At 72.7% G+C, this 24,415-nt stretch carries 18 protein-coding genes; 9 read left to right on the top strand and 9 right to left on the bottom strand.

Going from position 1 to position 24,415, the window contains the following annotated elements; genetic code table 11:
* Nucleotides 1–19 precede the first annotated feature (19 nt).
* Together OHA17_RS33030 and OHA17_RS33025 are read right to left on the bottom strand one after the other, a co-directional pair.
* Nucleotides 20–904 (bottom strand): hypothetical protein, encoded by an 885-nt coding sequence (locus OHA17_RS33030; protein WP_406509529.1) that lies wholly within the window; start codon nt 902–904, stop codon nt 20–22.
* Between the two features lie 24 nt (nt 905–928).
* Nucleotides 929–2,203, bottom strand: a complete 1,275-nt coding sequence (locus OHA17_RS33025) for an MFS transporter (protein ID WP_406509528.1) — start codon at nt 2,201–2,203, stop codon at nt 929–931.
* 45 nt (nt 2,204–2,248) lie between these two features.
* Between OHA17_RS33025 and OHA17_RS33020 the strand changes: the two genes are divergently transcribed.
* The gene (locus OHA17_RS33020; protein WP_406509527.1) at nt 2,249–3,568 is read left to right on the top strand and encodes an aminotransferase class I/II-fold pyridoxal phosphate-dependent enzyme; all 1,320 of its coding nucleotides are present in this window, start codon (nt 2,249–2,251) and stop codon (nt 3,566–3,568) included.
* Here the strand turns inward: OHA17_RS33020 and OHA17_RS33015 are convergent, their stop codons facing one another.
* Complete coding sequence (locus tag OHA17_RS33015; protein WP_406509526.1) at nt 3,569–5,557, bottom strand: acetoacetate--CoA ligase; 1,989 nt, start codon at nt 5,555–5,557, stop codon at nt 3,569–3,571. It abuts the gene before it with no gap.
* A gap of 217 nt (nt 5,558–5,774) precedes the next feature.
* Between OHA17_RS33015 and OHA17_RS33010 the strand changes: the two genes are divergently transcribed.
* Complete coding sequence (locus OHA17_RS33010; protein ID WP_406509525.1) at nt 5,775–8,129, top strand: glycoside hydrolase family 31 protein; 2,355 nt, start codon at nt 5,775–5,777, stop codon at nt 8,127–8,129.
* 52 nt (nt 8,130–8,181) lie between these two features.
* On the opposite strand, the gene OHA17_RS33005 is transcribed toward OHA17_RS33010, so the two are convergent.
* On the bottom strand, nt 8,182–8,739 hold the full coding sequence (locus tag OHA17_RS33005) for an NUDIX domain-containing protein (RefSeq protein WP_406509524.1): 558 nt from the start codon (nt 8,737–8,739) through the stop codon (nt 8,182–8,184).
* A 92-nt stretch (nt 8,740–8,831) separates the two neighbouring features.
* Between OHA17_RS33005 and OHA17_RS33000 the strand changes: the two genes are divergently transcribed.
* From OHA17_RS33000 to glpK, 6 genes are all read left to right on the top strand, one after another.
* On the top strand, nt 8,832–9,683 hold the full coding sequence (locus OHA17_RS33000; RefSeq protein ID WP_406509523.1) for a M15 family metallopeptidase: 852 nt from the start codon (nt 8,832–8,834) through the stop codon (nt 9,681–9,683).
* A gap of 177 nt (nt 9,684–9,860) precedes the next feature.
* Entirely contained in the window at nt 9,861–10,217 is a 357-nt protein-coding gene (locus OHA17_RS32995; RefSeq protein WP_406509522.1) for an Mpo1-like protein, read from the top strand.
* Nucleotides 10,218–10,335: 118 nt separating this feature from the next.
* On the top strand, nt 10,336–10,764 hold the full coding sequence (locus OHA17_RS32990) for a Zn-ribbon domain-containing OB-fold protein (protein ID WP_406510874.1): 429 nt from the start codon (nt 10,336–10,338) through the stop codon (nt 10,762–10,764).
* Nucleotides 10,761–11,951: a lipid-transfer protein gene (locus OHA17_RS32985; protein WP_406509521.1), complete on the top strand. Its 1,191-nt coding sequence runs from the start codon at nt 10,761–10,763 to the stop codon at nt 11,949–11,951. The genes OHA17_RS32990 and OHA17_RS32985 overlap by 4 nt, the downstream gene beginning before the upstream one ends.
* A 346-nt stretch (nt 11,952–12,297) precedes the next feature.
* On the top strand, nt 12,298–13,023 hold the full coding sequence (locus tag OHA17_RS32980; protein WP_406509520.1) for an MIP/aquaporin family protein: 726 nt from the start codon (nt 12,298–12,300) through the stop codon (nt 13,021–13,023).
* A gap of 28 nt (nt 13,024–13,051) precedes the next feature.
* Nucleotides 13,052–14,563 (top strand): glycerol kinase GlpK, encoded by a 1,512-nt coding sequence (gene glpK, locus OHA17_RS32975; RefSeq protein ID WP_406509519.1) that lies wholly within the window; start codon nt 13,052–13,054, stop codon nt 14,561–14,563.
* A 75-nt stretch (nt 14,564–14,638) separates the two neighbouring features.
* On the opposite strand, the gene OHA17_RS32970 is transcribed toward glpK, so the two are convergent.
* The 4 genes from OHA17_RS32970 to OHA17_RS32955 are packed head-to-tail and all read right to left on the bottom strand — an operon-like array spanning nt 14,639 to nt 18,989.
* Nucleotides 14,639–15,244 carry an ATP/GTP-binding protein gene (locus tag OHA17_RS32970; protein WP_053724432.1) on the bottom strand — a complete coding sequence of 202 codons (606 nt, stop codon included), beginning with the start codon at nt 15,242–15,244 and terminating at the stop codon, nt 14,639–14,641.
* On the bottom strand, nt 15,225–15,668 hold the full coding sequence (locus OHA17_RS32965; RefSeq protein WP_078966150.1) for a DUF742 domain-containing protein: 444 nt from the start codon (nt 15,666–15,668) through the stop codon (nt 15,225–15,227). Before OHA17_RS32965 ends, OHA17_RS32970 begins: the two co-directional genes overlap by 20 nt.
* Nucleotides 15,669–15,696: 28 nt before the next feature.
* Nucleotides 15,697–16,140 (bottom strand): roadblock/LC7 domain-containing protein, encoded by a 444-nt coding sequence (locus tag OHA17_RS32960; RefSeq protein WP_053724433.1) that lies wholly within the window; start codon nt 16,138–16,140, stop codon nt 15,697–15,699.
* The gene (locus OHA17_RS32955) at nt 16,137–18,989 is read right to left on the bottom strand and encodes a nitrate- and nitrite sensing domain-containing protein (protein WP_406509518.1); all 2,853 of its coding nucleotides are present in this window, start codon (nt 18,987–18,989) and stop codon (nt 16,137–16,139) included. The genes OHA17_RS32960 and OHA17_RS32955 overlap by 4 nt, the downstream gene beginning before the upstream one ends.
* 279 nt (nt 18,990–19,268) lie before the next feature.
* On the opposite strand from OHA17_RS32955, the gene OHA17_RS32950 reads away from it, so the two are divergent.
* Nucleotides 19,269–19,733: a hypothetical protein gene (locus OHA17_RS32950; RefSeq protein ID WP_406509517.1), complete on the top strand. Its 465-nt coding sequence runs from the start codon at nt 19,269–19,271 to the stop codon at nt 19,731–19,733.
* Nucleotides 19,734–19,790: 57 nt separating this feature from the next.
* Here the strand turns inward: OHA17_RS32950 and OHA17_RS32945 are convergent, their stop codons facing one another.
* Nucleotides 19,791–24,398 (bottom strand): hypothetical protein, encoded by a 4,608-nt coding sequence (locus tag OHA17_RS32945; protein WP_406509516.1) that lies wholly within the window; start codon nt 24,396–24,398, stop codon nt 19,791–19,793.
* Nucleotides 24,399–24,415 lie beyond the last annotated feature (17 nt).

The following is a 24,415-nucleotide window of genomic DNA, read 5'->3' as shown; positions in this document are numbered from 1 at the left end:
CCTCCCCCTTGTTGTTGCTTCAGTGGTGGCTGTCGGGCTGGTCGATGGCGAATCCGGCGCGGTATTCGACGTCGGGTTCCGGGGCGAGGGGGTCGCCCGTCGCCGCGTCGGTGCAGTAGGCGCTGAAGACCTCGCCCGCGGTCAGTGGGTCGAGCCGGCCCTGGTTCAGGCGCCAGCCGTGCAGCCGGTCCGGGGTGCCCGATTCAGTCGTACGGAGTACCAGCCCTCCAACGCTGTGCAGGGCGATGCCCGCCGCGAGGACGGTCACGAACTCGGCCGCGTCCGTCTCGTCGAGGCGTACCGGGTCGAAGCCCTCCCGGTCGGCGTGGAGGACGGCGATGAGCTGCTCCACCTGGGCGGGGATGCTGCACACCAGGTGGTGGGTGCCCGGGCCGGCCGCCTCCAGCAGGCTCAGGACGAGGTGCGAGGCACGGTCGAAGGCCGCTCTGCCGATGTCCTGGCCGCATTCCGCGCACTCCCCCGCCTCGGCCAGGAGCAGCGTCGCGTACTCCCAAGTCGCTTTGCGGACGGCCTTGTTGATGAGCTGTGGGACCAGGCTGTCGATGGGCTGGCCCGCGTAGGCGACGCAGGCGCCGCCCGCTGCCAGTTCGGCTGTGAAGCGGGTGCGGCTGTCCGCCGTGTCCGGGTCGAGGCCCTCCGACACACAGAACTCGGTGAACTCGTCCGGGTCGAAGAGCGCCACCGTCGTGTGCGCGCCCTGGGCGGCGAGTGAGCGGAGAAGCCCTTCGACCTGGCGGAGGTAGGCCGTGTGGTCGTCGAAGGCGAAGGATCGGTATCTCGTCATGGCCGTGAAGTCGTGCGCGTCGGCGATCAGGCCGACGGTGCTCGGCATTTCACGGCGGAGTGTGCGCCGGATGGCCCTGATGTGATTGGCGTGCGCCATGTTTCCCCCTGAGCACGGTGTTGATCAATGCTCACTCACCGTAACCGAAGGCACTGACAGCGGCGTCCGCCGGAATCCCGGCCGGGCGAGACGGTGCTGGACCAGGCAGGTTCCCGCGATGACGGTGCCGAAGGTGATCCAGCCGGCCGGTCCGGTCGCGATGGCCGCGGTCACGGCGAGGGGTCCGACACTGCGCTGCACGGACTGGGCCAGGCCGTGCACTCCGAGGTAGGCGCCCTGTGCCGCGTCGGGTGCGAGGGCGATCGAGAGTTCCCAGGAGATCGTCGCGTGGATGATCTCGGCCAGCGTGAAGGCGGCCGTCGCGGTCAGGAGGAAGGCGGTGGCGAGTGCGGCGCCGTGTACCGCGGAGGCTGCGATGGCCACGCCCGAGAGCGCGAAGATCGCGGAGAGCGGGAACAGGAGCCGCCGGGCCGCCGCCGTGGTGGCGCCGAATCGCGCGAGGGGCACCTGAAGGCCGACGACCATCACGTTGTTGAGCACCATGAGCAGCGGGACGAGGCCGTGCGGGGCGTCGGTGGCATGCACGGTCCAGAGCGGGAGGCCGATCTTGAACACGGCGTCGTCCAGGAAGAGCACCGTTTCGCTGGCCACGAAGGCCAGGTAGCGGCGGTCGCGCCAGGGGTTGGTCGGATTCGGCCTGGCCGTCGGATCGCCGGACTTGGCGACCGTGCGCGAGGGCGCCGGGGGTTCGGCGCAGAGCGCTGTGATGACGGCGGAGCCGACGAACGAGAGCGCGTTGCCCGCCAGGAGCCACTCGTAGGCGGAGACCGAGCCGATGGCGAGGGCTCCTGCGGCGGCCAGTCCGCCGACGGCCCAGCCCGCGTTGGCGACGGTCCGGCTGACGGCCTGGTAGCGGACGCGGTCGGGGCCCGCGATCCGGGCGGCGTACAGCTTGGTGAGGACGTTGGCCGAGCGGTCGCCGAAGCTTCCTACGGAGGCGATCAGGAGCAGCAGGACGAAGTTGTCGGTGGTCAGGAGCGCGAACGCGGCGACGGCGCGCAGCGATTGGAGGCCGACGAGGACGCGGGTCAGCGACAGCCGGTCGGCGATGCGGCCGCCGATGGGCGCCCCCGCGATTCCGACGGCTCCGGACGCGGCGACCAGGGTGCCGATCTGGGCCAGCGAGAGCCCGGCCACGTAGGTGAAGTAGAGAACGGAGACGGCTTCCCAGAGGCCGCTTCCGGTCCTGTCCACGAAGGCGACCGACAGCATCCGGCGGCCGTCGAGGCCTCCCGGGATGCGTTCCCACAGCGCTGCGCGGCGGCGGCTCCAGCTCATTGCTCCCCCTTGACGGAATTTATGTATTGGTACAGAATTCTTTACGTGGCAGCACAATATTCGATCTCTGGTACGACAGCCAAGGGGATTGCCGCGTCCGTCGAGCGCGCGGTCACCGACGGGGGCCTGGGCCCCGGCGACGCGCTCCCTCCCGTGCGCAGGCTGGCCGATGAGCTGGCGGTGAGTCCCGGCACGGTCGCCACCGCCTACAAGGAGCTGCGCCGGCGCGGTGTGGTCGTGACCCGTGGGCGCGGCGGAACCGTGGTGGCCGCGGAGCCCGCCGTCGCTTCCCGGCGGCCGCCCAAAGTCCCCGAAGGGCTGCGGGACTTGGCGGGCGGCCACCCCGACTCGGCCTTCCTGCCGGATCTGCCGGGGCTCGTCGCGCCGTCGACGGGGCCCCGCTCGCACCGGTCCACGCCGCGGCTGCCGCAGCTGGAGGAGCGGGTGCGCGCGTGGTTCGAGGGTGACGGGGTGCCGTCCGAGTGCGTGACGTTCGCCCATGGGGCGCTCGACTGCATCGCGCGGCTGCTGACCACGGAGCTGCGGCCCGGGGACGCGGTGGCGATGGAGGACCCCGGGTACCACCATCTGCTCGATCTGCTCCACGCCATGGGGCTGCGCACGATCCCTGTCGCCGTGGACGACGAGGGCATGCGGCCCAAGGAGCTGCGGGAGGCGCTGCGCGGCGGGGCGCGGGCCGTCGTGTGCAGCCCCCGGGCGCAGAATCCGTACGGCGGCCGCTTCTCCGAGGCACGGCGCGACGAGCTGGTCGAGGTGCTGCGGCAGGCGCCCGAGGTGCTGGTGATCGAGAACGACCATGCCGCCGAGATCGCGGGTGCGGAGCTCAACTCTCTTACGGAGGGCGGGCTTTCGCGGTGGGCGCAGGTGCGGACCGTGACCAAATATCTGGGCACGGACCTGCGGTGGGCGGCCGCCGCCTGCGATCCGGTGACCCTGGCCCGGCACGACGGGCGGCTGCTGCTCACCTCCGGGTGGGTGAGCCATCTGCTGCAGGCGGCCGTGCTGGCCTTGCTGGACGACCCGTCGGCCCAGCTATTGGTGACGCGGGCCGAGGACACCTATGGGGAGCGTCGTACGGCATTCGTCAAGGAGCTGGCCCAGCGCGGGATTCCGGCACACGGGGAGAGCGGGATGAATGTGTGGGTGCCGGTGCGCGACGAGTCGGCCGTCGTCAACGGGCTGCGTACGCGCGGCTGGTGGGTGGCGGCCGGAGCCCGCTTCCGTATGGCGTCGGCTCCTGGCGTACGCATCACCGTGGCCGGCCTGGACGGTTCGGAGGCGGCGCGGCTGGCCTCGGACTTCGCCGACGTGCTTGGCGAGTCCGAGGCCACCTACGGCGGTTGATCAGCCGCGCTTGCGGGCGACGTCCTCGTAGAAGCGCAGCAGGTCGAGATTGTCGACCGAGCCGGGGTTGACAGCCTTGTCGAGGGCCGTGCCTTGGAGGAGGCGCTTCACGGGGACCTCGATGCGCTTGCCGGTGAGGGTGTGCGGGACGCCCGGGGCCTCGATGATCTCGTCGGGGACATGACGGGGCGAGAGCTGCTCCCGGATCGCCTGCTTGATCCTCGTACGCAGTGCCTCGTCCAGGACCGCGCCCTCGGCGAGGTGCACGAACAGGGGCATCCAGTAGCCGCCGTCCGGCTCTTCGAGACCGATGACGAGGGACTCGCGGATCTCCGGAAGGCGCTCGACGACCTCATAGATGTCGGCCGAACCCATGCGCACGCCTTGACGGTTGAGGGTCGAGTCGGAGCGGCCGTGGATGATCACCGAGCCGTGGTCCGTGATGGTGATCCAGTCGCCGTGCCGCCATACCCCCGGGAACATGTCGAAGTAGCTCTCGCGGTAGCGGCTGCCGTCGGGGTCGTTCCAGAAGCGGATCGGCATCGAAGGCATCGGGTTGGTGACGACGAGCTCGCCGACCTCGCCGATGACGGGCCGGCCCTGCGCGTCCCAGGCCTGGAGGTCGGTGCCGAGGCAGGGGGCCTGGAGCTCGCCGATGTGCACGGGCAGCGTGGGGACCGCTCCCGCGAAGCACGAGCAGACGTCGGTGCCGCCGCTGACGGAGGCGATCCACAGGTCCTCGCGCACCTCGTCGTGGAGCCAGCGGAACCCGTCGGGCGGCAGCGGCGAACCAGTGGTCGCGACGCCCTTCACGCGGGACAGGTCGAAGTCGCGTCCCGGGTGCACATCGGCCTTGCGGCAGGCCATGACGTACGCCGCCGACGTGCCGAACAGGGTGGCGCCGGTGCGCTCCGCCACGCCCCACTGGGCGCCGGTGTCGGGGTAGCCGGGGCTTCCGTCGTACAGCACGACGGTGGTGCCGGTGAGCAGGCCGGAGACGAGGAAGTTCCACATCATCCAGCCGGTGGAGGTGTACCAGAAGAAACGGTCCTCGGGGCCGAGGTCGCAGTGCAGGCCCAGCTGCTTGAAGTGCTCCAGGAGGATGCCACCCTGGGACTGCACGATCGCCTTGGGCAGGCCCGTCGTGCCGGAGGAGTAGAGCACCCACAGGGGGTGGTCGAACGGCACCTGCTCGAAGACGGGCTCCACCTCGTCCGAGGTGAGGGCGGACCATTCGAGGGCGCCTTCGGGGGCGGGCGTGCCGAGCAGCGGGATGTGCACGACGGCGCGCAGGGTGGGCAGCTCGCTGCGCAGTTCCGCGACGACGTCGGTGCGGTCGTGCTCCTTGCCGCCGTAGCGGTAGCCGTCGACGGCGAACAGGACGACCGGCTCGACCTGCTGGAAGCGGTCGAGGACGCTGCGGGCGCCGAAGTCGGGGGCGCAGGAGGTCCAGACGGCGCCGACGGCCGCCGAGGCGAGCAGCGCGGTCACCGCCTGCGGGACGTTGGGCAGATAGCCGCTGATCCGGTCGCCGGGGCGTACGCCGAGGGCTCGCAACTGGGCGGCGAGCGAGCCGACTTGGCGGCGGAGTGCGGACCAGCTGATCTCGACCGGTTCGTGGGTCTCGTCGACGTGCAGCAGGGCCGGGTCACCGGCCCGCGCGGGGTCCTCGGCGGTGCGCAGCGCGTGTTCCGCGTAGTTCAGGGTGGCCCCCGGGAACCACTGCGCGCCGGGCATCGTTCGATCAGCAAGGACAGCTTCGTAGGGGGAGGAGAACCGGATGTCGAACCAGTCGGCGACGGCTTGCCAGAAGGTGTCGAGTTCGGCGACCGACCAGCGGTGGAGAGCCGGGTACCCGCCCTCGGCCGGTGCCCCGTAGCGCTCGGCCGCCCAGGCCTGGAAGCGGGTGATCCGCGCGGCGGCGATGCGGTCTGAGTCCGGCTGCCACAGGGGCGCGGGCTGCGGAGCGGGGTTCGCTGCTGAGGTCATGGGTCGGCTCCCGGGCTGTAACGCGTGATGTGCGTGTTTCCCGCGCACACGCGAGGGGTGTGCGCGTGAGGCGGCTGACAGGGACGATGCCATGTGATCGTCTTCCGCACCAGGGTCCCCCACCCATAGTCGGCTGCCCGGGCATGTGGCGCGACCACGGGTGAACGGCAGTTGAACGATCCGCACACGGGGCCGTCCGGGTGGCAGGGTGAGCTGCATGAACGGCGATGACCTGGTGCGCTCGGTGAAGGCGGTCGGCTCGGTGCGGGGGCTGCGGGCGATGCGCTCGGCCCTGCGGCGGCGCCGGGCGGACGCGCGGGACCTGCCCGCGCGCGGACCGGAGCGGGCCCGGGTGCCGGGGGCGGTGACCGAGGCCGAGCCGCGCGCCGGCGGCGGTGTGGTGCGGTTCGCCCGCTCCGAGCTGGAGGTGCGGGTCGCGGTGGGCGGCGCGGTGTTCTGGGGCTGGGACGGGGCTGGTCCGGAGCCGTCGTACGCCCTGAGCGGCCGGGCGCCCGAGCCGGATCCGCGGGCGGTCCTCGAACCGGACAAGGACGGCGGCTGGCGGGTCGTGTCCGAGCGGCTGACCGTGGTCGTCTCCCGGCACGGCGCGGTGGAGGTGAGCACACCGGGCGGAGTGGTGCTGCGGCGCGAGCTGCCGCCGCGCTGGTGGGAGCCGGTCGGCGGCGGTTCTGCCCGCTGGCTGCAGCGGTCCGAAGTGGCCGCCGACGCCCGGTTCTTCGGCCTGGGCGGGCGGGCGCACGGACCCCGGCTGCGAGACGGTGCGTACCGGCTGTGGAACACCGATCCCGGGGGCGGGTTCGGTCCGGGTGACGATCCGCTGTACATCACGATGCCCGTGCAGCTGGTCGTCGCGGACGCGGGGACCCACCTCGCGTTCTACGACAGCACGTGGGACGGGCGGGTGGTGCTGCGCGAGGGCGAGGAGGGCGCGGGGTCCGGGCACGACCGGCCCGGCGGCAGCGAGCTGCGCATGGAGGGCGGACCACTGCGCTGCTGGGTGGTGGCGGGCACACCGGCCCGGGTGCTCCAGGGCTGGACGGCGCTCACCGGCGCGCCCGCGCTGCCCCCGTCGTGGGCGCTCGGCCCCCAGCACGCGCGCTGGGGGTTCGGCAGCGAGCGCGAGGTGCGGCGGATCGTCGGCGGGTACACCGAGCGCGGCCTGCCGCTGTCCGCGCTGCACCTGGACATCGACCACTACGACGCCCACCAGGTCTTCACGGTCGACCGGGAGGCCTTTCCCGATGTGCCGCGCCTCGCGAAGGACCTGGCGGAGGAGGGCGTGCGGCTGGTGTCGATCGTCGATCCGGCGGTCCGGGCGGAGCGCGGGAATCCGGTGTACGAGAGCGGCGTCGCCGCCGGGGCCTTCGTGAAGGACGCCCACGGGCAAGAGGTGCACGGCGAGGTGTGGCCCGGGGAGTGCGCCTATCCGGACTTCACCGACCCCAGGGCGCGTACCTGGTGGGGCGGGCTCTACCAGGAGCGGCTGGACCAGGGCTTCGCCGGGGTGTGGCACGACATGAACGAACCGGTGGCCTTCGCGCCGTTCGGGGATCCGACGCTGCCCAGGTCCGCGCGGCACGACCTGGACGGCCGGGGCGGCGATCACCGCGAGGCCCACAATGTGTACGGCCTCACCATGGCCCGCGCCGGGTACGAGGGGCTGCGCCGGCTGCGCCCCGCCGAGCGGCCGTTCCTCTTCTCGCGCTCCGGCTGGGCCGGGATGCAGCGCTACGGCGGCACCTGGTCCGGCGATGTGGCGACCGGCTGGCCCGGGCTGCGTGCCTCGCTGTCCCTGGTGCTGGGCCTCGGCCTGTGCGGCGTGCCGTACTCGGGCCCCGACGTGGGCGGCTTCACGGGCAGCCCCTCTCCCGAGCTGTATCTGCGCTGGTTCCAGCTGGGCGCCTGGCTGCCCCTGTTCCGTACGCACGCCGCGAAGTGGGCGGGGCGGCGGGAGCCCTGGGAGTTCGGCCCGAAGGTCCTTGAGGGCGCGCGGGCCGCGCTGGCCGAACGGCAGCGGCTGCACCCGTACTTCGTGACGCTGGCCCAGCTGGCGCGGCTCACCGGGGCGCCCTATGTGCGCCCGGTGTGGTGGAGCGCGCCGGCCGACCGGGCGCTGCGCGACTGCGAGGACTCCTTCCTGCTCGGCGACGCGCTGCTCGTGGCCCCGGTCCTGGAGCGCGGCGCCGACCGGCGGGCGGTGCGGCTGCCGCGCGGGCGCTGGTACGACACCACGACCGGCGAGGCCCACGACGGCCCGGGCACGGTGCTCCTCAACGCCCCCCTGTCCCGGATCCCGGTCCTCGCCCGGGCCGGTTCGGTGATCCCGGTACGGGGCGACGGGGGCGGCCTGGAGCTTGAGGTGTGGGCGCCGGCCGCCGGACGTACCGGGGGCGGGGTCGTGGTGCGGGACGCGGGCGACGGCTGGGAGCCGGCGAGGGTCGAGCGGTTCTCGACGCGGGTGGCCAACGGCCGGGTGGTGGTGGAGCGGGTGGACGGCGGGGCGGGCGGCGACGTCGGGTACCCGGTGCGGGTGCGGGGGGCGGTGCGCTGAGCCGACCGTCCACGGGTGATGCCGACCGTCCACCCGTGATGCTGACGCCTCGTCAGAAACGCGGCGGCCGCCCTTGGCCATACTCCCCCGCGAACCACTTCCGTACCGCCTCGGTATGCAGCGGAAACGTCAACTCGGCCGGTTCGCGCAGCAGTTCCCAGCCCTCCGTCTCGTCGGTGGGCCGCGCGGGTGGCAGGGTGTCGGCCGGGCGGGCGGGCAACAGGCCGAACAGCAGCAGGTGCTCGGGGGAGCTCAGGGCGTCGGCGAGGCGGACCTCCGCGACCGGGGCCTCGATGCCGGTTTCCTCGTGGAGCTCGCGTACGACCGCGTCCTGCCAGGTCTCGCCGAGGTCGATGAACCCGCCGGGCAGGGCCAGGCCGCCCAGCTGCGGCTCGATGGTGCGGGTGATCACGACGAGCCCGGTGCCACGCGCGTCGACAACCGGCAGGAGCGCGATCGCGACGGGGAGCGGATTGCGGTACGCGACCGTGCCGCAGGCCGTGCAGGCGCGGGGCCAGTCGCCGTCCGGGGCGGCGTACGGGGCGGCGTACGGTGCTCCGCACGCAGCGCAGTGGGAGTCGTCGATGGGCTGCTTCAGGGGCACGGTCACGCGCGGACTCTAGTCGACGCCCGTTTCTCAACCGAAGGCCCGAGCCAACTGCCCTTTCCCGCCCACCAGTTGACCTGATAGAGGGTGTGCACATGACACGACGTACCGAACGGCAGGACATCACCTCCCGGCGAACACCGTCGCGGGCGTTGCGGACTTGGCGCGGGCTCCTCGCCGGTGCTGCCGCCCTGCTCACCGTCACCGCCCTCTCCCCCGCCGCACAGGCTGCGCCGGAACCCAAGGCGCCCGAGGCGTTCGTGGCGCTGAGTTCCGTCGATCCCTCGATCATTCAGGAGATGCGCTACATCACCCCCCACGACTTCGTGGGCGAGCCCATCGACGGCTACCGACAGCCCCTGTGCATCCTGACCCGGCCGGCCGCCGAGGCGCTGCACCGGGCGCAGCTGAAGCTGCTGCGGCAGGGCTACTCCCTGAAGGTGTACGACTGTTACCGGCCGCAGCGGGCCGTCGACCACTTCGTGCGCTGGGCGAAGGATCTGGACGACGAGCGGATGAAGGCGGAGTTCTATCCACGTGTCGACAAGTCGAGGCTGTTCGCGGACGGGTACATCGCCGAGAAGTCCGGGCACAGCCGGGGCAGCACGATGGATCTCACCATCGTGAAGCTGCCCGCCCTGCCCACCCGGCCGTACCACCCGGGGCAGCCGCTCGTGCCCTGTTACGCGCCGAAGAGCGAGCGGTTCCCCGACAACTCCGTCGACATGGGCACCGGTTTCGACTGCTTCGACACCCTGGCGCACACCGACGACCCGCGCATCCAGGGTGCCCAGCGGGCGAATCGGCAGTTCCTGAAGAGCACCCTTGAGGCGCAGGGCTTCGTCAATCTGCCCGAGGAGTGGTGGCACTTCACCTACCAGCCCGAGACCTTCCCGGACACCTACTTCGACTTCCCCGTGGCATGGCGGTCCGTGGCCGGACACTGACTTCCGGTCCTGCCAGTCTCGCCGTCACGGCCAGTGCGAATGCCTGCGATGCCTGGTTCCGCTTGAAGGTTGAGCGGGCGTCCGGGGCCACCCCCGTGGGTCCCGGGCGCCCGCTCTGTCTTCTCGGACGCACAGCAGCCGTATCCGGTTCTCCGAAGAGCGATTAGGTTCTGCCGCATGACGCACACGACGAAGCCGACGTTCGGTTCGTACGAGGAGTTCTGGCCCTACTACGTGGCGATGCACTCCAGGGCCGCCACCCGCTGGGTCCATCTGGCGGGCACCCTCACCGGGCTCGCGCTCAGCGCCTACGGGCTCGCGCGCGGGCGCAAGCGGTACGCGCTCGCGCTGCCGCTCATCGGGTACGGGACCGCCTGGCCCGCGCACTGGTTCATCGAGAAGAACAACCCGGCCAGCTTCGGACACCCCGGCTGGTCGCTGCGCGGGGACCGGCAGATGATCTCGATGATGCTGGCCGGGCGCGACCGCGAACTCGGGGAGATCGCCGCCAAGTGGCTGGCCGAGAACCGCTGAGCCAGGACCCGGCCCCGACCGCCCCTCCCCAACTCCGGTTGCCCGTGGCACACTTCTGACGTTCCGTCAGAAGTGAGTACCTGGAGGGGACTTGACAGACGCACGCACACGCACGCCTGTGGTCGCGGGCTGGTTCACGAACGCCGCGGGGCAGGACTTCCGGCTGCTCGGCACCCGGTGCGCCGCCTGCTCCTCCGTCTTCTTTCCGCGCGAGGACTCCTTCTGCCGCAACCCCGGCTGCGCGGGTGGCGAGCTGGAAGAGGTGCCACTCTCCCCGCGAGGCCGTGTGTGGTCGTACACCGACGGCCGCTACCGGCCGCCCGCACCCTATGCGCCCGACCCACATGTGGAGTGGGAGCCCTATGTCCTGGTCGCCGTCGAGCTGGCGGCCGAGCGGATGGTCGTGCTCGGCCAGGCCGCGCCGGGGGTGAGCACCGCCGATCTGGCGGTCGGGATGGAGGTCGAGGTGGTGCCCGGCGTGCTCAACGAGGATGCCGAGACCACCTGGACGACCTGGCACTGGCGGCCCGTGGAGGTGGCGGCATGAGCGGCGACATCGCGGTCCTGGGTGCGGGAATGCACCCGTGGGGCAAGTGGGGACGGAGTTTCATCGAGTACGGGACGGTCGCGGCCCGGGCCGCGCTCACCGATGCCGGGATCGACTGGACGGACGTGCACGCGGTGGTCGGCGCGGACACCGTGCGCGGCGGCTACCCCGGTTATGTGGCGGGGGCGACCTTCGCGCAGGCACTCGGCTGGCAGGGCGCGCGCGTGACCAGCGTGTACGCGGCCTGCGCCTCCGGTGCGCAGGCGATCAACACGGCGCGGGCGCAGATCCTGGCCGGGATGGCGGACGTGGTGCTCGTGGTGGGGGCCGATGCCGCGCCGAAGGGGTTCTTCGCGCCGGCCGGGGGCGACCGCCACGACGACCCGGACTGGCTGCGGTTCCGGGTGCTCGGCGCGACCAACCCGGCCTACTTCGGGCTGTACGCCCGCCGCCGCATCGCGCTGCACGGCGACACCGTCGAGGACTTCGCGCAGGTCAAGGTGAAGAACGCGGCGGCCGGCGCGCTCAATCCGAACGCCCGCTACCGCAAGGCGGTCAGCGCCGAGGAGGTCGCCGCCTCGGCCGTCGTCGCGGACCCGCTGCGGCTGCTCGACATCTGCGCCACTTCGGACGGCGCCGCGGCGCTCGTCCTGACCAGCATGGACTTCGCCCGCCGGCACGGCGCCGCCGACCCGGTCCGCATCCGCGCGGTCTCCACGGTCACCCCCACCTACCCCAAGGCGGTGCTCGACCTGCCCGACATCGCGACCGACTCGGCGGCCGCCGTCGAGCCCTCGCCGCACTCGTTCCGGGCGTCCATCGCGCGGGCCGCGTACGAAGAGGCGGGCATCGGGCCCGAGGAGCTGTCGCTGGCCGAGGTGTACGACCTGTCCACCGCGCTTGAGCTGGAGTGGTACGAGGACCTCGGGCTGTGCGGCCCGGGCGAGGGGGCCAAGCTCGTGCGGGACGGGGCGACGGCGCTCGGGGGGCGGATCCCGGTCAATGCGAGTGGCGGATTGGCGTCGTTCGGGGAGGCCGTGCCCGCCCAGGCCATCGCCCAAGTATGCGAGCTCACCTGGCAGTTGAGGGGCACAGCGGGAGCTCGACAGGTCGCCGGAGCCCGGGTCGGAATCACCGCGAACCAGGGCCTTTTCGGACATGGCTCCTCGGTGGTGGCGGTGCGCTGAACCGACATGCCCGATCACCTGGACACGTACCGGGCATCCGGAACGTACCCGCCCGTATTCTTCTCACCGCACGCCAACAGCCCATGCTGTCGGCGACCTTGACGGTCCATCACCGCCGGTGAAAACTTCCCGTTGTCTCTCGGCATCGCCGTTTCCCGGCTCCCGGCCGCGCGGCAGGCGCACGGCTGTCCGGCGCCGCCGCCACGGGTGATTTCGCCACAGGGGCACGCTCGACGCGACGCCGGCCGGCGTCCGGGTCTGCCCCTCGGCCGGTCTTGCCGCCATGGGAAACGCGCACCCTGCACGGAGACCGGGGCACCCCCCGGGCGAGGGCCTAGGAGCCGCGATGAGCAACGGGGACATATTCGTCGGTGAAGTGCTCGGCACGTCGATCCTGGTCCTGTTCGGGGCCGGGGTGTGTGCCGCCGTCACCCTCAAGCACTCCAAGGCCAGGGCGGCCGGCTGGGTCGTCATCGCGTTCGGCTGGGGCTTCGGCGTGCTCGCCGGAGCCTACACCGCCGGGCCGCTCTCGGGCGGTCAGCTGAACCCGGCCGTCACCATCGGCATCGCGATCGACACCGGCAGCTGGGACAAGGTGTGGATCTATCTCTGTGGCCAGATGACGGGCGCGCTCCTCGGCGCCGTTCTCGCCTATCTCGCCTACTTCGCGCAGTTCCAGGCCAACGCCGACAAGGACGACGCGCTGCCGACGCTCGGCATCTTCTCCACGATTCCCGAGATCAGGAACCCGGTCGCCAACCTGGTGACCGAGATCATCGCGACCATCGGGCTCGTCCTGCCGGTTCTCGCCTTCGGCAACACCAAGGGCCTCGGCGAATCCGGCGTCACGGTGCTCGTCGTGGCGCTGCTCGTGGTCGGCATCGGCCTTTCGCTCGGTGGCCCCACGGGGTACGCCATCAACCCGGCACGCGACCTCGGTCCGCGCATCGTCCACGCCCTGCTGCCGATCCCCAACAAGGGGACCTCCGACTGGAGTTACGCCTGGATCCCGGTCGTCGGGCCCCTGATCGGCGGGGCGCTGGGCGGCCTCATCCACCACGCAGCCTTCTGACCCGCAGCCTTCAGAACCAGGGGTAGCCATGACGGACAAGTTCGTCGCCGCGATCGACCAGGGGACCACTTCCAGCCGCTGCATCATCTTCAACCAGGACGGGGCGATCGTCGCCGTCGACCAGCGCGAGCACCGGCAGATCTTCCCCAAACCCGGCTGGGTGGAGCACGACGCCACCGAGATCTGGTCCAAGGTGCAGGCCGTGGTCGCGGGCGCGCTCGCCAGGGCCGGGCTGCGCGCCGAGCAGCTCAGCGCGCTCGGCATCACCAACCAGCGCGAGACGACGGTGCTCTGGGACCGGGCGACCGGCAAGCCCGTGCACAACGCGATCGTCTGGCAGGACACCCGGACCTCCGCGCTCTGCCACGAACTGGGCGCCACCGACGGGCAGGACCGGTTCCGCGAGGCCACCGGGCTGCCGCTCGCGAGCTACTTCTCCGGGCCCAAGGCGGCCTGGCTGCTCGACAACGTCCCCGGTCTGCGGACCCGCGCCGAACGCGGCGAGATCGCGTTCGGGACCATCGACTCCTGGCTGATCTGGAACCTGACCGGCGGCACCTCCGGCGGCGTCCACGTCACGGACGTCACCAACGCCTCGCGGACGATGCTGATGAACCTGGAGACCCTGCAATGGGACCCCGAGATCCTCGCCGCGATGAACGTGCCCCGCGCGGTGCTCCCTCAGATCAGGTCCTCGGCGGAGGTTTACGGCACCGCCGTCGGCCAAGTGGCGGGCGTTCCCGTCGCCTCTGCGCTCGGCGACCAGCAAGCGGCGATTTTCGGACAGGCCTGCTACGACACCGGGACGGCGAAGAACACGTACGGGACGGGGAGTTTCCTGCTCCTGAACACCGGCACCCGGCCGGTCCCCTCGAAGAACGGGCTGATCACCACCGTCGGGTACAAGATCGGTGAACAGGCGCCGGTCTACTGCCTGGAGGGGTCGATCGCGATCACCGGGGCCCTGGTCCAGTGGTTCCGCGACCAGCTCGGCATCATCCGCAGCGCGGACGAGATCGAGACGCTCGCGGCGAGCGTCGACGACAACGGCGGAGCCTACATCGTGCCCGCCTTCTCCGGGCTCTTCGCGCCCTACTGGCGCTCCGATGCGCGGGGCGTCATCACGGGGTTGACCCGGTACGTGACGAAGGCGCACCTCGCACGCGCCGTCCTGGAGGCGACGAGCTGGCAGACCCGCGAGGTGGTCGACGCCATGTACCAGGACTCGGGAGTGCAGATCACGACGCTCAAGGTGGACGGCGGCATGACCGCCAACAACCTCCTGATGCAGCATCAGGCGGACGTGCTCGGGGTCCCCGTGATCCGCCCCAAGGTGTCCGAGACGACGTGCCTGGGAGCGGCGTACGCGGCCGGTCTTGCCACCGGTGTCTGGTCGGACCTCGACGAACTCAAGGCGCACTGGCAGCGCGATGTGGAATGGTCTCCGCGTATGGAGGGCCAGGTCCGCGAGCGCGAGTACGCCAACTGGCGCAAGGCGGTGGAGCGCAGCCTCGGCTGGCACGAGGAGGGCGGCCGGTAGGCCCCCCACGGACGCGCGGCCCGTACCCCGGTCGGTGGGGGTACGGGCCGCGCTGCACTCCTTGGGCGCGGGGCCTCACGTGGTGGCGGGCTGGCGGGACTTCGCGGACATCGCCATGGCGTGCTCGACCACACCGACGAGGATCTCCTTGACGGACTCGCGGACCCGCGCGTCGCACATCAGGAGCGGCACCTCGGGGTCGAGGTCGAGGGCCGCACGTACGGTGTCGACGGGGTAACGGGCCGCGTCGTCGAAGCAGTTGACGGCGACGGTGAAGGGTATGCCGCGCCGTTCGAAGTAGTCGATGCCGGCGAAGCAGTCCTCAAGGCGGCGGGTGTCGGCGAGGACGACCGCGCCGAGCGCCCCCTGCGCGAGCTCGTCCCACAGGAACCAGAACCGGTCCTGGCCCGGGGTGCCGAAGAGGTAGAGCACCAGGTCCTCGCGGAGCGTGATGCGCCCGAAGTCCATGGCGACCGTGGTGGTGCTCTTGCCCTCCACGCCCGCGAGGTCGTCGACCGGGCGGCCCGCCTCACTGAGGCGTTCCTCGGTACGCAGTGGCCGGATCTCGCTCACCGCGCCGACCAGGGTGGTCTTGCCGACGCCGAAGCCGCCGGCGACGAGGATCTTGAGCGTCACCGGATCGACGTGCCGCTTCCTGCGGCTAGAGCGCCCGAAGGCCATTGATCACCTCGCGGAGAAGGGACTCGTCCGGCAGCTCGGCCGGCGGAACGGGTCGGGTTACGTGCACCAGGGCGTCGGCGACGAGATCGCCGACCAGGACCCGGACCACCCCGACGGGGAGGTCGAGCCCGGCCGCGAGCTCGGCGATCGACTGCGGGGAGTCGCCGCAGCGTTCGACGATCTCCACGTGTTCCGGGGAGAGCGTCTGGTCGCGGCCCGGGTCGTCGGCGGCGGGTTCCGGGACGACCACGGCGATCAGGTCGAGACGGTGCTGGCCGACGCTGGTGGTGCGGCCGCGCGTCATGGCGTACGGACGCACCACCGGCCCCGCGTCGTCGTCGAACCAGTGGTGCGGCCGCCCCGGGGCCGCTGCCCCCGACGGGTCGCGCAGCCGGTCCTGGGCCCGCTGGTCTGCGTCACTCATCGCGTCCCCCGCTCATGACGTACCCCACTCACCCTCCGGTGTGCAGGCCGGTCCGTGGTGCGGTGGTCAGATGGACGCCGACCCGCTTGACCATCAGTGTCATCTCGTACGCGACCTGTCCGACGTCGGAGTCGGCGTCGGACAGGACGGCCAGACAGCTGCCGTCGCCGGCGGCCGTCACGAAGAGGAAGGCGTCGTCGAGTTCGACGACGGTCTGGCGGACCTTGCCCGCCTCGAAGTGGCGGCCGACGCCCTTGGCCAGGCTGTGGAAGCCGGAGGCGACGGCGGCCAGGTGCTCGCCGTCCTCGCGGGTCAGGTCGCGGGAGGTTCCGGTGGCGAGGCCGTCGCTGGAGAGCACCAGGGCCTTGCGGATGGAGCCGACGCGGTCGACCAGCTCGTCGAGAAGCCAGTTGAGTTCGCCGGAACCGCTCCCTGCGTTGCGTGCTGCGGCTGAGTCCTGTGGCGCGGTCATCGACCGTCCCCCTCCGGTGTGGTTCGTCGTGCGGTGTCGCCCCGGGCGGGCGCGGACGGTCCTTCCGCGGTGTCCGGTGCGGCGTTCTGGCGGCGGCCGCGTTGCCAGCCGCGCTGCAGTGCGGCCATGCGGTCGCGCACCTCGTCGGCGTCGCGCTCCGGCTCGGGCCCGTCGTCGGGCTCGGGGCCGGGGTGCCGGCCGTCGGGGGCGCCCTTGAGCTGGGGGGCCAGGCTGGCCTGGCGGACCCGGCGGGGCAGCCCGCCGAGCGGGGTCTCGTCCTCGGGCCGCTGCGGCCCGGGCAGGCTGCCCCAGGACGGCGCGGAGCTGGGCGCGCCCGGCAGGTCGGCCGGGTTGGCGGGCCCCGACCCGGGCGGCTCGGAGAGGCCCGCGGGCTTCACCGGCGTCAGTCCTGACGGCGCGGGCGCGGGCCTGAGAGGTTGCGGGGCCCCGGGAGCCGAGGACCGCGGCGCCTGGGGCGTACGGCGTTCGGGCAGCCGGTTCCCGAAGGCGCGGCCCTCCGCGGGTGCCGGCTCCGGCTCGGGGGCCGGGTGGCCGCGCCCGGGGCCGTCCACGCGCCGGCCGTTGTCGCTGACCAGGGTCGGCACCCGGTGGCGGCGCGGCAGCGGCACGGGGCCCTGCTCCTCGCCCTCGTCGGCGGCCTGCTGGTGCTGCTGGCGGTCGTCGGCCGGCTCGGGGACCCGGCGGGCCGAGCGGAGGAGTCCGCCGCGGGACGCCTCGATCTCGTCGAGCCCCGGGGGCGCTTCGAGAACGGAGGGCACCTCCAGGCCCAACTGGTCGAGCGGCGGCTCCAGTTCGACCGGGCCGTCCAGGACCGACTGGCCGGGAATGCCGACGGGCAGCGGGGAGAGCGCGCGGCGCGGCACGTCCGGGACGCTCTTGCCGTCGCCCTTGGCGGCCTTGCGGTCGAGCCGGAACCCGGTGCCCTCGGTGTCGGGCGCGTCGGTGAGCAGCGTCGCCGGGATGAACACGACGGCGGTGGTGCCTCCGTACGGAGACGGCTGGAGCGAGACGCGTACGTTCTGGCGCTGGGCGAGCCGGCTGACCACGAACAGGCCGAGCCGGTCGGTGTCGGAGAGCTCGAACTCGGGGGTCTCGGCGAGCCGCAGGTTGGCGTCGAGGAGCATCTCCGGGGCCATGCCGAGGCCGCGGTCGTGGATCTCCAGGGTGAAGCCGTTGGCGACCCGCTCGCCGTGCACCTGGACGGCGGTGTGCGGGGGCGAGAACACCGTGGCGTTCTCCAGGAGTTCGGCGATCAGGTGGGTGAGGTCGGCGACGGCCGGGCCGCCGACCCCGAGCCTGGGCAGCCTGCGCACCTCGATGCGCTCGTAGTCCTCGACCTCGGCGACCGCGGCCCGTACGACGTCCATGAGCTGGACGGGCTTGCGCCACTGGCGGGAGGGAGCCGCGCCGGACAGGATCACCAGACCCTCGGCGTGCCGGCGCATGCGGGTGGTGAGGTGGTCGAGCCGGAAGAGGTCGGCGAGCTCGTCGGTGTCCTCGGTGCGCCGCTCCATGGTGTCCAGAAGCGTCAACTGGCGGTGCAGGAGCACCTGGTTGCGGCGCGCGAGGTTGACGAACACCTCGGAGACGCCGCGGCGCATGTCGGCCTGCTTGACGGCGGCCTCGACGGCGGCGCGTTGCAGGGTGTTGAGGGCCTGGCCGACCTGGCCGACCTCGTCGCGTTCGTAGTCGAGGCGCGGCGCCTCGGTCTCGACGTCGACCTGTTCGCCGGCGGCGAGGCGGCGCATCACGCTCGGCAGCCGCACGCCGGAGACCTCGTGCGCCTCCTTACGGAGGCGGGTGAGGTCGCGGATCAGCTCGCGGCCGACGCGTACGGACATGAACAGCGAGATCAGCAGCGCGAGGAAGCCGAGCACACCGGCGAGCCCGGCCTTGATGAGCACGTTGAAGGCGACCGGCTCGACGCGGTCCTGGTAGCGGTTTCCGGCGTCGGTGCCCATCTGGGCGAGGTGGTCGAGGACGGGAGTCGCGGCCTGCTGCCAGCGGGCGGCGTCGATGTGCCGGGGGTCCTTGGCGGGCCCTGCGTCGATGATGGCGGCCTCGGCGGTGCGCAGGGCCTCGGTGTCGGGGCCGCGCCAGTACTGCTCGAAGACGTCGCGTTCGGAAGCGGGCAGGATCTCCAGGTTGGTTTCGTAGAGCAGCTGCCGGTTGGCCACCAGGTCGGAGATCCGGCGCAGTTCGGGGGCCGTCGTCTTCGGAGTGATCAGCGAGGAGGCCACGAGGGCATCCTCGCGCGACAGCATCTCCCGGGCCCGGGTGATGCCGACGAGCGCCCGGCCCTGCTTGTCCATCTCCACGTTCTCCAGGGCGTGGAGATTCATGAGGAAGCTGTAGCAGGGGTCGACGAGGCGGTTGTAGAACTCCAGCGCCTGCTGCCGGTCGACACTGCCCTGGTCGATGGACTGGCGCAGCGAGGCCATGGAGTCGAAGCCGTCGAGCACGGCTTTGAGACGGGCCTTCGCGACGGGCTGGAGGTCGCCGCGGACGTCCGAGTCCTGTGCCGCTGCCCGGATTTGGGCCATCGCTGTGTCGGTGGCGGAGCGGCGGCTGCGCAGCGCGGCGAGGGCGTCGGACGGGCGCTCGTCGGCGAGGTAGACCAGGGTCTGGCGGCGCTCCTGCTGGATGACGCGGACGGTGTCCTCGATGGGGTAGCCGACCCTCTTGACGATGTTCGCCACGTCCAGCAGCTCGTTGGCCTGCCGGCCGGTGAGATAGGTGGAGAACCCCCACAGCGCGGTGAGGGAGACGAGCGGCACGAGCAGCAACGCCACGATCTTCCTGCGGATGGACTTCCCGCGAAAGCGCATGGCCTCCCCCAGATCAACCGTCAACAAACGGCGTGAGCCTACTACTGACACACAGACAACTCGAAGGCACGTCCGGGCGATTTTCGGCCGCCGTCGCGGACGGTGATCATGAGTTGTCCTGGTATTCCGGGAGATGACGACCCGGTCCCTGGCCGAGGACACCCGCCATGGCGGCTTTTCGACCACTGTGGCAGATGGCTGGAATTCTGCGTTCCGGGCAAATCCCGGGAATCTTCGGGGAGTTCCGTTCGTCTGTCTGTGCGGGAGGTCTGTTACGGGATGTCTGATGCGGGGGTATCTGTGGGGGGCATCGGGGCTCCGCGGGTGGGGAGGAATGAAGGCATGAGCGTTGAGCAGCAGCCGTTGTGGGTCGAGGAACCTGCCGTGCGGCCGCGGCTGCCCGACCCGGTCCGCATCGCGGCCGTGCGCGCGGTCATCATCGTCGCGGCGACGCTGATACAGGCGATGGTCGCCGTCCTGTGCACACTGGCCGGGGCGTGGCTCGCCTTCCCGATGGTGCTGAGCAGCGTCGGAAGCACCGTGCTCGCCACCTGGGGGGTGCTCGACGTCTGGGTCACCCGCCAGGTGTGGAACCAGCGCAACGGCGTGGTGTCGATGCCCAGCAGCACGGCGCGCAACCTGCGCAAGGAGCGCCGCCGGGCCCGGCGGGCCGCCCGCACGGCCGAGCGGGCGGCGCGAATACGGTCCGCCGACGGCTCGGGGCAGCGGCTGTCCCGCGCCTGAGCCGCCCGGCCGCCGCTTCCGCCCCGGCATGCCGCGCCGGGTGCCTCGACTCCTCGGTCAGGCGGGCTTCTTGAACATGCGCGTCGCGGTGATCTCGCCGTGCACGGTCTCGCCCGCGGTGTCCTGCTGGGGCAGGCCGGGCCGCAGGTGCTCCTCGACGCTGATGTACTTCAGGCCCGCCCTGAGGTCCGCGTCGTTGCGCAGCCGGATCACCAGGGGGAACTCGGCGAGCGCGGTCGTGTCGAACAGGCCCGTGGTGTAGAGGAGTTGGACACCGAGCGCGTCGGACACGGCCCGCTGGAGCTCCAGGAGGTACGTCGCGTTGGCGCGGCCGATCGGGTTGTCGAGGAAGAGCGTCCCGGCGTGGCGGTGCTTGTCCCGGCCACGGTCGTTGCTGCGCAGCGCCGCCATCGTGCAGTAGAGCGCGATCGCGGCGGTGAGCAGCTGGCCGCCGGAGAACACGTCGCCCATCTGCCCGACGGGGACGCGCTCGGCGCGCAGCACCGCGTCCGGCTTGAGGATCTCCACGGAGATGCCGCGCGGCTCAAGTGCCGCCTGCACTCCGCGCAGCAGCAGGGACATGCCGTCCCGGCGCATGTCGGAGTTCTTCTTGACGGCGGCCCGGGTGGCCTCGTCGATGACCTCGCCGAGCCGTTCGGTGAGGGTCGCCTGGTCGGGTTCGTCGAAGCGGATCCGCAGGAATTCCTGCCCCGACCATTCGCCGAGGCCCTCGGGGAGCTGGGAGAGGCGCTGGGCGGAGCGGAGCGTGGTGAGCGCCGAGTCCACCAGGCCGCGCAGCCGGTCGACGATGGAGTCGCGGTTGCGCTCCAACTGCTCCAGCTCGTCGGTCAGGACGCGCAGCCTGGGTTCGAAGGCGGCGGCCCAGGCGGCCGCGTGCTCGGGCAGGGCCGCGGCGGGCAGTTCGCGGATCTGCTGGCGGGCCGGGGTGCGGACCTGCTCGTAGCGGGTGGCGTTGGCGTGCCGGACCAGGATGTCGGACGCCTCGCGGACCGCGGAGTCGGCGGCCGAGAGGTCGCCGGAGCAGCCGCGCAGCGAGCGGCGCGCCTCGGCGGCGGACTGCCGGGCCTCCTCCAGGCTGCCCGGGTACGGCTCGGGGGCGCTCTCCTCGTCCGGGCCCTGGCCGTTGTCCCGCAGCAGGTCGCGCAGCAGCGCGGCCGTCTCGTCGAAGCCGCCGGCCGCGTCCTCGGCGGCCCGGTGGGCGGTGAGGAGTTCGGCGTGGGCGGCGCGCGAGGTGTCCAACTCGTCGGTGCGCGCGGCCAGTTCGCCGGTCGCGGTGCGCAGCAGGGCCTGGGCCTGCTCGGCGTCGGCGGGCACCTGGTCCTCGGGGAGCTCGGTGTGGGTCTCGCCGTCGGCGGGTGCCAGGCGTTCGGCCTCGCCGCGCAGTCGGCCGAGCTGCTCGCTCGCTGTGGACGCCCGGGTCTCCAGCATCTGTACGAGCGACTCGGCGCGGGCGGCGGCCGCCTGACGGGAGGGGCCGTCCGCGCCGTCGGTGCCTTCGAGGAGGGTGGCGGCGCGGGTGCGCACCTTGTTGGTGAGGCGGTCGAGCTCGGCGAGAGCCGCGCTTTCGTCGCTCTCGGCGCGGGCCTGCTCGGCTCGCAGATCGGCGCCGACGCCGACCTTCTCGTACAGCTGGGACGCGGCGCGGTAGGCCTCGCGCAGGGCGGGCAGCGCGGCGCGCGGGGCGTCCGCGTCGGGCTCCGACAGGGTTTCGGGGGCGCCCGCGATCTCGGCACGCTCGGCGCGCAGCGCGCGGGAGGTGCGGTGGGCGTCGTCGGCGGCGCGCTGGGCGGCGCGACGGTCCTCGTCGGCGGCCTTGGCGCGCTCCAGGAACGTCTGGGCGCGGGCCTCCGACTCGGCCGCGTCGTCGGCGAGTTCGCGGAGTTTGACCTGCCAGCCGGCCCGCTCGCGGAGCCGGTAGGCGAGTCCGGCCAGCGCGTCGGCGGCGCGCCGGGCGCGCTGGGCGGCCTCCTGCCGCTCCTCGCGTACCCGTGCGGTGTCGGCGGCCGCCTCGTCCGCCTCGGCCCGTACGGTGCGGGCCTCGGTCAGTTCCTGTGCGGCTTGCCCGGCGGCCTCGCGGGCGCCGTGCGCGGCGGTGGCGAGCTCGGCGAGCATGCCGGGCGGGCAGTCGGCGCGCCAGGATCCGATGCGGGCGGCGAGCGACCGGTCCCCGGCGAGCCGGGCGGCCAGCGTACGGATCTCCTCGTCGCGGGCGGTGGCGCGGGCTCGCAGCGTCTGGCGCTCCTCGTCGGCGGCGCCCTCGTCGTGCATGGCCGGGTTCGGCGGGACGAGGAAGATGCCGCTGTCCCCGCCCGAGTCCGCGGAGGGAACGGGCGCGAGCAGTGCGGCAGTGGTGCCGACGGCCACCGCGGAGCGCGGCAGCAGGGCGGCGCTCGCCAGCGCCTCGCGGGCCCGGGCGTGCGAGGCGGGGTCGGTGATCACCACGCCGTCGACGAGCTCGGGGCGGGCCGCGAGCACGGCGGCGTGGTCGGCGGGGGCCACGGCCTGGGCGAGGTAGCGCCAGCCGGGCAGCGCCGGGATGCCGTGCTCGCCGAGGTACTCGACCGTGGCGAGGACGTCCGGACTGGGCGGCAGCAGCCCGCCGTCGCCGAGGGCGCCGAGGATGCGCGCGTCGTCGGCGGCGGCCGTGCGCAGTTCGAAGAGTTGGCGCTCGGCGGAGGCGACGCCCTGGTCGAGGAGGGCGCGCAGTTCATCCGCGGCGCGGTCCAACTCCTCGGCGGTGAGCGGGCTTTGGGCGCCCTCACCATCGGGCCGGCGCGGTCCGGGCACGGAGGCTGGGGCGCCGGGCAGGCTGAGCAGTTCGGCCAGGCGCTCCTGTGACGCGATGGATTCGGCGGCGCGGCGCTCGGCGTCGTAGGCGTTCTCGGTGGCTCGGGCGGCGTCCTCGGCGCGGGCCGCTGCCAGTTCGGCGCGGGCCTCGACGGAGGCGGCCTCGCGGGCCCGGTCGGCGGCGGTGCGGGCGGCTTCGCGGGCCGCGTCCCAGCCGGCCACCGCGGTCTTCTCTGCGTCGCTGGCGGCGAGCGCGGCGCGGGCCGGGTCGGCGTCCGGCGCGCTGTCGTCGAGCCATCCGGCGCGTACCGCCTCGGCGGTCTCCTGCTCGACCTCCGCCAGGCGCTGGCGCAGGTGCCCGGCCTCGCTGCGGGCGCGCTGGGCCTCGGTCGCGGCGGCGGTGGCGTCGCGGTGGGCGGCCTCGCCCGCTTCCTGGAGGCCCGCGGAACGCTCTTCTTCCTCGGCCGCCACGCGCTCGCCGTCCTCGGCGGCCGCGTGCAGGGCCCGTACGAGATCGGCGGCGGCCTTGGCGCGGGCCGCCAGGGCGGGGGCCGCGTCCCGTTCGGCCTCCTGGATGGCGGCGGCGACGCGCGCGGAGCGGTCGGCGGCGGCCCGGTGGCGCAGGACCGCCTCGGCAGCCTGCCAGGCGGAGTGCAGCGTACGGGCGTCGGCCAGTTCGCGGCGCTGCGCGGTGGCGGCCTTCTCGGCGACGGCGAGCGCCAACGAGGCGTGCCGGTAGGCGAGTTCGGAGGCGATCAGGGAGCTGCGGCCGCGCGTCTGCTCGGCGAGGGTGACGTGGTGGGCGGCGGCGGTGACCTGCTGGGCGAGGTCGGTGGCGCGGCCCCGCTCGTCGGCGGCGCGGGCCGAGAGGCGGCGGGCGAGGGTGCGGGTGCGCCGCTCGGCCCCGGCATGGACGTCGCGGGCACGTGCCCGGGTCTCGGCGGCTTCGACGATGCGGTTCAGCAGGTCCACCGAGCCCGCGGTGAAGTCGCGTTCGGCGGTGAGTTCGGCGCGGCGGCCGAGCTTGCTGCCGAAGCCGCTGACCAGGTCGGCGAGCCCGTCGGTGTCGCGGGTGTCGGTGACCGCGCGCAGCAGCAGGTCGGTGAAGTCGGAGTCCTTCTTGACCGCGAACAGGCCTGCGGCCTCGCCCTCGTCGGCGTTCATCTCCCGCTGGTAGCGGAAGAGTTCGGGGTCCAGACCCAGGTCGCCGAGGTGTTCGTTCCAGCGGTCGTGGATCTCCTCCCAGTACACCTCCAGGTGCGGGTACGCCTTGGTCGCCTCCGTGATGGCGTCGCGGAAGCCCTTCATGGTGCGGCGGCGGCCCTGCGCGCCCGAGGCGCCTTCGGTGGACGGCCGCATCGCGCTGGACTCGGCGACCGGCAGCGAGTCCAGGCTGAGCCCGGGGCCCGGCCGGAACGAGTACCAGGCCTCGGCGAACTTCCGCGGGTCGTTGGAGACCTGGCGGCCGCGCCATTCGCTGACCTTGCCGACCACGACGAGCTCGCCGGTGAGGGTGTGCTGCCACTCCAGGGCGACGTGCCCGCAGTCGTCGGCGAGCAGGAACTTGCGCAGCACGCCGGAGCTCGCGCCGCCCAGGGTGTTGCGGTGGCCGGGCAGCATCACCGAGAAGATCAGCTTGAGGAGTACGGACTTGCCGCCGCCGTTCTCCAGGAAGAGCACGCCCGCGGGCGCCGGGCGGCGCGGCGGGCCGACCGGCTCGTCCTCGAAGAACTCGGCCTGCGCGGGGGCCGGGTTGGGCACGGGCGCGCCGACTCCCCGCAGGTCAAGCACGGTGTCGGCGTAGCGCGCACCGGCAGGCCCGATGGAGTAGAGGCGGACCCGGGACAGCTCGTACATGTCGGCGGACTCTCGTG

It is taken from the genome of Streptomyces sp. NBC_00212 (assembly GCF_045206365.1).
Lineage (GTDB): Bacteria > Actinomycetota > Actinomycetes > Streptomycetales > Streptomycetaceae > Streptomyces.
The sequence above is the reverse complement of the archived record's forward strand: the minus strand, read 5'-3'. Positions and strand labels throughout refer to the sequence as shown.